8 protein-coding genes and 1 rRNA gene are annotated in these 6,760 nt (G+C 65.5%); 6 read left to right on the top strand and 3 right to left on the bottom strand.

Annotation, left to right across the window (positions count from 1 at the left end; genetic code table 11):
- Positions 1 to 85 precede the first annotated feature (85 nt).
- Together BR47_RS0126605 and BR47_RS0126610 are read left to right on the top strand one after the other, a co-directional pair.
- Positions 86 to 517, top strand: a complete 432-nt coding sequence (locus tag BR47_RS0126605; RefSeq protein WP_020103346.1) for a hypothetical protein — start codon at positions 86 to 88, stop codon at positions 515 to 517.
- 6 nt (positions 518 to 523) lie between these two features.
- Complete coding sequence (locus tag BR47_RS0126610; RefSeq protein WP_020103347.1) at positions 524 to 730, top strand: Trm112 family protein; 207 nt, start codon at positions 524 to 526, stop codon at positions 728 to 730.
- Here BR47_RS0126610 and BR47_RS0126615 read toward each other — a convergent pair.
- From BR47_RS0126615 to BR47_RS0126625, 3 genes are read right to left on the bottom strand one after another with little or no spacing between them, the layout of a single operon-like run.
- Complete coding sequence (locus tag BR47_RS0126615) at positions 727 to 1,350, bottom strand: TetR/AcrR family transcriptional regulator (RefSeq protein WP_029105657.1); 624 nt, start codon at positions 1,348 to 1,350, stop codon at positions 727 to 729. The genes BR47_RS0126610 and BR47_RS0126615 overlap by 4 nt on opposite strands.
- The gene (locus BR47_RS0126620) at positions 1,347 to 2,165 is read right to left on the bottom strand and encodes an ABC transporter permease (RefSeq protein WP_036427840.1); all 819 of its coding nucleotides are present in this window, start codon (positions 2,163 to 2,165) and stop codon (positions 1,347 to 1,349) included. Before BR47_RS0126620 ends, BR47_RS0126615 begins: the two co-directional genes overlap by 4 nt.
- The gene (locus BR47_RS0126625; RefSeq protein WP_029121355.1) at positions 2,099 to 2,863 is read right to left on the bottom strand and encodes an ABC transporter ATP-binding protein; all 765 of its coding nucleotides are present in this window, start codon (positions 2,861 to 2,863) and stop codon (positions 2,099 to 2,101) included. The genes BR47_RS0126620 and BR47_RS0126625 overlap by 67 nt, the downstream gene beginning before the upstream one ends.
- A 69-nt stretch (positions 2,864 to 2,932) precedes the next feature.
- On the opposite strand from BR47_RS0126625, the gene BR47_RS0126630 reads away from it, so the two are divergent.
- The 4 genes from BR47_RS0126630 to BR47_RS0126645 form a co-directional block, all read left to right on the top strand.
- Complete coding sequence (locus tag BR47_RS0126630) at positions 2,933 to 3,544, top strand: DNA-3-methyladenine glycosylase (RefSeq protein WP_020103351.1); 612 nt, start codon at positions 2,933 to 2,935, stop codon at positions 3,542 to 3,544.
- A 24-nt stretch (positions 3,545 to 3,568) separates the two neighbouring features.
- A complete protein-coding gene (locus BR47_RS0126635; protein ID WP_029121356.1) occupies positions 3,569 to 4,411 on the top strand; it encodes a GNAT family N-acetyltransferase in 843 nt (280 codons plus the stop codon).
- On the top strand, positions 4,408 to 5,709 hold the full coding sequence (gene tyrS, locus BR47_RS0126640) for a tyrosine--tRNA ligase (protein ID WP_029121357.1): 1,302 nt from the start codon (positions 4,408 to 4,410) through the stop codon (positions 5,707 to 5,709). The genes BR47_RS0126635 and tyrS overlap by 4 nt, the downstream gene beginning before the upstream one ends.
- Positions 5,710 to 6,101: 392 nt before the next feature.
- Positions 6,102 to 6,760: ribosomal RNA gene (locus tag BR47_RS0126645) — 16S ribosomal RNA — on the top strand; the annotation flags it as partial.

Genomic DNA, 6,760 nt, shown 5'->3' on the forward strand with positions numbered 1-6,760 from the left:
CCTGCCGGTCCCGGGTGGCGCTGTTAGGCTGCGGTTTGTCAGTCGGGGTTCACGCCGTCGGGCGCAGATATCGAATGGAGAACGCATGACGTCACACACCAGCCGCGGGCGGCGTGGTGTTGCCGGCGCGATTCTGGCGGGAGCTGTGACCGTCGGGATGCTGATCACCCCCGCTGCTGCGCACGCCGACATCCTCGACGACCTCGACGCGCAGTACGACATCGGCTCCAGCGGCGGCGACCTCTCGAACCTGCTTCGTACGGCGCTGAAGCTGCGCGCCCAGGGCTTCGGCCCCTCGAAGGGCAACCTGGACGACATCCAGGCCGCCCTCGACCAGCGTCCCAACCAGGTACCGCTGATCCACGCGCTGCAGGACACGGTGAAGTTCCAGAAGCGCAATCAGGCCCGTGCCGCCGGCGCGCGACCGCAGAGCCCCATCGTCATCGGTGGCCCGGGTGGCCTGCCGCCCGGTCTGGTGCCGGGTACCGGTGGCTCACAGATTCCGTTGGGTGGCTGACGCACGGTGATCGACGAAGCACTGCGCGCGATTTTGGTGTGCCCGCAGGACCGCGGTGAGCTGCTGCTGGTCGGGGACGAGTACCTGTACAACCCGCGGTTGCGTCGGGCCTACCGGATCGACGGCGGGGTACCGGTGCTGCTCATCGACGAGGCGGTCGACATCACCGACGACGCCGAGCATGAGCGACTGCTTGCCGCCGGCCGGCGTTAGTCCAGCGCCGGCAGGTCGCCGGTGAGGTAGCGCTGCAGGTTCGGGCTGATCGTGTCCGCGATCTGTTGCACCGGAAGCGATCTGAACGGCTCCAGCTGCAGGATGTAGCGGGCCATCACGACACCGATCAGCTGGGAAGCGACGAACTGCACACGGATTCGTCCCGTGCCGGGTGGATTGTCAACGCGCGCACCGACTTCGGCGGTGATGACGTCTTCCAGGAAGATCCGGATCAGGTTGACGTCATCGCCCGCGAGCATCGAGCGCAGTGCCGCGATGAAACCGGCGCCCAGCTCGGAGTCCCAGATCGGGAACAGCAGCGACGGCAGCGTATGGCCGAGTTCGTCGACGGGGGTGTTCCGCAAGGGGCCCAGCACCATCTGCGGGTCGATGGGAATGTGCACTGCGGCCGCGAAGAGCTGCTGCTTCGTCCCGAAATAGTGGTGCACGAGCGCCGCGTCGACACCGGCGGCGGACGCGATCGCCCGCACCGACGTGTTGTTGAAACCGTTGCGCGCGAACAGGTCCCGCGCGCACGACAGGATCGTCTCCTTGGTGTCCGAGGTTCCGGTGGGACGACCGGGCGGCTTGCGGCGGGGCCGCGGCTGTGTCGTCGTCATGGCGTCCGACGGCGCAGGGTCGCGGCGGCCAGGCACATGGTGACGACCGCGAACGCGATCACGATGACGATGTCGCGCATCGTGGTGCTGGTGATGTCGGCGTGGTCGGCCACCTGTTGGAGAGCCTCGAGCGCGTAGGTCGCGGGTAGTGCGTCACTGATCCACCGTAACCAGTCGGGCAGCATTTCGCGGGGAACGATGATGCCGCACAACAGCAACTGCGGCACGATCACCACCGGCATGAACTGCACGGCCTGGAACTCGGTGCGCGCGAAGGCGCTGCACAACAGGCCCAGTCCGACGCCGAGTACCGCGTTGATGATCGCGATCAGGAAGACCAGTGCGGGGCTGCCCGCGGTGTCGAACCCGAGGAACCAGAACGACACCAGGCAGGCCAGCGTGGCCTGGGCCGCAGCGGCCACCGAGAACGCCGATCCGTAGGCGGCCAGCAGGTCCAGCCGGCGCAGGGGAGTGGTCAGGATCCGTTCCAAAGTGCCCGAAACCCGTTCGCGCTGCATGGTTATCGAGGTGATCAGGAACATCACGATCAGCGGGAAGACACCCAGCAGGATCAGGCAGGCGTTGTTGAACGGCGACAGTGTGCCGGGGCGGTGCGGCAGATCGTCGAACATGAAGTACATCAAGGTGATGACGGCGCTCGGCACCACCAGGATCATCGCCATGCTGCGGTGATCTGCGGCGAGCTGACGCAGGATGCGGGCGGTGGTGGCCAGGTACGGCCGCAACGTCAACCGGCTCTGGCCGCGGTGCTGCGCCGGATGACGGTCAGAAACGCTTCCTCCAGCGATGAACATCCGGTGTCCTCTCGTAGTTGGGTGGGCGTGGTGTGCTCGAGCAGGCGGCCTTCGCGCATCAACAGCAGTTCGCCGCAGTGGTCGGCCTCGTCCATCACATGGCTGGAGACCAGCAGGGTGGTGCCGCCGCGGGCCAGCCGGTCGAACTGTTCCCAGAGGTCGACGCGCAGCACCGGGTCTAATCCGACCGTCGGTTCGTCGAGCACCAGCAGGTCAGGTTTGGACACCAGCGCACAGGCCAGCGAGGCGCGCGTCCGCTGGCCGCCGGACATGTTGCCGCACAACGCTGTTCGGTGATCCTGCAGGCCGACGGCCGTTATCGCCTCGTCGGCCGCGGTCTTGCTGGAGCCCGTCAACGCGGCGAAATAGCGCACGTTGTCGATGACGCGCAGATCGTTGTACACCGTCGGCGCCTGGGTCACGTACCCCACGCGGCGACGTAGATCGGCCGACCCGCCGTGCTTCCCGAGCACGGTCACCGTGCCGTTAGTGATGATCTGGGTACCGACGATGGCGCGCATCAGGGTGGTCTTGCCGCACCCGGACGGACCGAGCAGTCCGGTGATGCTGCCCCGCCGGACCTGCAAGGATACGTCGTCGATCGCGCGCCGATTACCGCGGACGACGGTCAGATTGTCGATCCGAATCGCGACGTCAGAGGCATGATTCAGTAATTCACCACGAGATGAACTCATCATGTGATGAATAATCCGCTCGTGGCGTGGGCATGTCAACGGTCGGCGCCGGACCGGGCAGAATGACGGGCCATGAGCGCCGAGCCACTCGCCGTCGACCCGGTCACCGCGGCTCGACGTCTGCTCGGTGCCACGTTGTACGGCCGGGACGTGGTCGCCACCGTGGTGGAGGTGGAGGCCTACGGTGGACCGCCATCGGGACCCTGGCCGGATGCGGCTGCGCACTCGTTCCGCGGGCCGACGCCTCGGAGCTTGGTGATGTTCGGACCGGCCGGGCGTCTGTACACGTATCGCAGTCACGGGATTCATGTGTGCGCCAACGTTGTGTGTTGCACCGATGGCGTGGCGGGTGCCGTGTTGCTCCGCGCGGCCCGCGTAGTTGACGGATGTGGTGTCGCCGCGGGCCGTCGGCGGCCCGGCATCACGCCCGTCGCGTACGCCCGGGGCCCGGGCAATCTGTGTGAGGCGCTCGGAATCGCCTTGGCGGACAACGGTATTGACCTGATGGATCGGCGATCGCCGATCCGGCTGGAGCTGAACCCGACGCAGGAGGGCAGCGCCGGGCCGCGCGTCGGCGTCAGTCAGGCCGCCGACCGGGCCTGGCGGTTCTGGTTGCCGGGCACGCCCGAGGTGTCGAACTACCGGCGCAGTCCCCGGGCGCCGGCACCGGGGGAGAGCGACTAGCTGTCGCACCCGCACAATGGCGGGATGACTACCGACGCCCTGTTCTGCGGCATCGATCTGGCTCGCCGCATCGAGGGCGCTGAGGCGCAGTTCATGGCGGCCGCCACCAATGCCGCGCGAGCGCGCGGTGCGCCCGCGTCGGTGCGGCCCGTGGGCGGCGGCTTCGCGTGCTTCGCCGAGCCCGGGTCGCCGATGAACAAGGTGGTGGGCGTGGGTTTTGGCGCGATACCTGAGGCCGCCGAGTGGACGGAGATCGAAGCAGGTTGTGGCGCCAACGGTGCGCCGGTCCAGGTCGAGCTCGCCAACCTGGCCGACCCCGGCATCGGCCGGACGCTGACCGGACGTGGCTACCGACTCGTGGGATTCGAGAATGTGCTGGGCCGCGCGGTGGCCGTCGGCACCGAGCCAGTGGTGACTGGAGTCGAGGTTCGGCGCAGCGACGACATCAACGCCTGGGTCGAGGCGGTGGTCGACGGTTTCGCCCACCCGGACGACCAGGGCGTGGCCAGCCATGAGGAGTTTCCCCGCGGCATCGTCGAACGGGCTGAGCGCGATATCGAAAAGGCCGGTGCCGCAGCGTATCTCGCATCGGTTGATGGCGTCGTTGCGGGAGGCGCCGCAGCGCGCTTTGCCGACGGAATCGCGCAACTCGCCGGTGCCGCAACGAGGCCGGACTACCGCAGGCGCGGGGTGCAGAGCGCATTGCTCGCGAAACGATTGGCCGACGCCGCCGCCGCGGGCTGCGACATCGCCGTCGTCACGACCGGCGCGGGGACCAAATCGCAACAGAATGTGCAGCGCTTCGGGTTCCAGCTGCTCTACACCCGGGCGATCCTGGTATTCGATAGGGAAAGATCGACGTCGTGAGTACTGGCATCCTCGATGAACTGGACTGGCGCGGCCTGATCGCGCAATCGACCGACCGCGAAGCGCTCGCTGCCGCGACGACGACGGATGGGCCGCTCACGCTCTATGCCGGCTTCGATCCGACCGCACCCAGCCTGCACGCCGGACACCTGGTTCCCCTGCTCACGCTGCGGCGATTTCAGCAGGCCGGACACCGTCCCATCGTGCTGGCCGGTGGTGCGACCGGCATGATCGGCGATCCCCGTGACAACGGCGAGCGAACGATGAACACCGCCGACACCGTCGCGGACTGGGCCGAACGCATCCGCGGCCAGCTCGAGCGGTTCGTCGAGTTCAACGACTCGGGCAACGGTGCGATCGTCGAGAACAACCTGTCCTGGACCGGGCCGATGTCGGCCATCGAATTCCTGCGTGACCTGGGCAAACACTTCTCGGTCAACGTCATGCTCGATCGCGATACCATCAAGCGGCGCCTCGAAGGCGACGGGATCTCGTACACCGAGTTCAGCTACATGATTCTTCAGGCCAACGACTTCGTCGAGCTGTACAAGAAGCACGGCTGCAGCCTGCAGGTCGGTGGCTCCGACCAGTGGGGGAACATCATCGCGGGCGTCCGTTTGGTGCGCCAGAAGCTGGGCGCGACCGCGCATGCGCTGACGGTTCCGCTGGTCACCTCGGCCGACGGCAAGAAGTTCGGCAAGTCGACCGGCGGCGGCAATCTGTGGCTCGACCCCGAGCTGACCAGCCCATATGCCTGGTACCAGTACTTCGTGAACGCGGCCGACGCCGATGTCGTCGGCTACCTGCGCTGGTTCACCTTCCTGTCTGCCGATGAGCTCGGTGAACTCGCGACCGCAACTGCGGAGCGTCCCCACGAGCGCGCGGCGCAACGCCGGCTGGCTCGGGAATTGACCACGTTGGTGCACGGCCAGGCGGCGACCGACGCTGTCGAACTGGCCAGTCAGGCGCTCTTCGGCCGTGCCGAGCTCGCCGATCTCGACCAGTCGACGCTTTCGGCTGCGCTGACAGAGGCCAGTAATGGCCAGGTCGCCGAGCTGACACCAGGTGGTCCGGATGGGATCACCGACCTGTTGGTTGCGACGGGGCTGTCCAAGAGTCGTGGGGAAGCGCGCCGAACGGTCGCCGAAGGCGGCGTCTACGTGAACAACGCGCGTGTGGAAAGTGACGAGTGGGTACCACAGCCGTCGGACTTTCTCGGTGAGCGCTGGCTGGTGTTGCGGCGTGGCAAGCGCCACATCGCCGGGGTGCGGCGGGTTGGCGGGTCCGGTCAAGGATGACGACCCCTCTGACCTGGGGAAACGATCCGCTGACCTGGCGATTTGACTCCCCGTTAGCCCTGCCGTAACTTATTCCAGGTCAGAGCGACACGGACAAGCGCCGGAGAGCGAAGACCAAATCCGAGAGTAACACCCATTAAGTTGGGAGTTTCTCACTGCCCGCAGTACGGACCGCGGCTTTTAGCCGCGGGTTTGTTGCGCGGTCAGGCCGGGCGTGTTGTTTGAGAACTCAATAGTGTGTTTGGTGGTTTTTGTTTGTTGTTTTTTGACTGCACCTCGTGTTTTCCCGTTTGTGGGGTGTGGTTGTTTTTTTGATGCCAGTTTTTGGTGTCTTTTGTTTAGGTCAGATTGTTCTGAACTGGATTCTGCCCTGTCTTTGGATGGGGAGTTTTTGTTTGGAGAGTTTGATCCTGGCTCAGGACGAACGCTGGCGGCGTGCTTAACACATGCAAGTCGAACGGAAAGGCCCTTCGGGGTACTCGAGTGGCGAACGGGTGAGTAACACGTGGGTGATCTGCCCTGCACTTTGGGATAAGCCTGGGAAACTGGGTCTAATACCGAATAGGACCACGCGCTTCATGGTGTGTGGTGGAAAGCTTTTGCGGTGTGGGATGGGCCCGCGGCCTATCAGCTTGTTGGTGGGGTAATGGCCTACCAAGGCGACGACGGGTAGCCGGCCTGAGAGGGTGACCGGCCACACTGGGACTGAGATACGGCCCAGACTCCTACGGGAGGCAGCAGTGGGGAATATTGCACAATGGGCGCAAGCCTGATGCAGCGACGCCGCGTGAGGGATGACGGCCTTCGGGTTGTAAACCTCTTTCACCAGGGACGAAGCGCAAGTGACGGTACCTGGAGAAGAAGCACCGGCCAACTACGTGCCAGCAGCCGCGGTAATACGTAGGGTGCGAGCGTTGTCCGGAATTACTGGGCGTAAAGAGCTCGTAGGTGGTTTGTCGCGTTGTTCGTGAAAACTCACAGCTTAACTGTGGGCGTGCGGGCGATACGGGCAGACTAGAGTACTGCAGGGGAGACTGGAATTCCTGGTGTA

It is taken from the genome of Mycobacterium sp. UNC410CL29Cvi84 (assembly GCF_000686745.1).
Lineage (GTDB): Bacteria > Actinomycetota > Actinomycetes > Mycobacteriales > Mycobacteriaceae > Mycobacterium > Mycobacterium mucogenicum_B.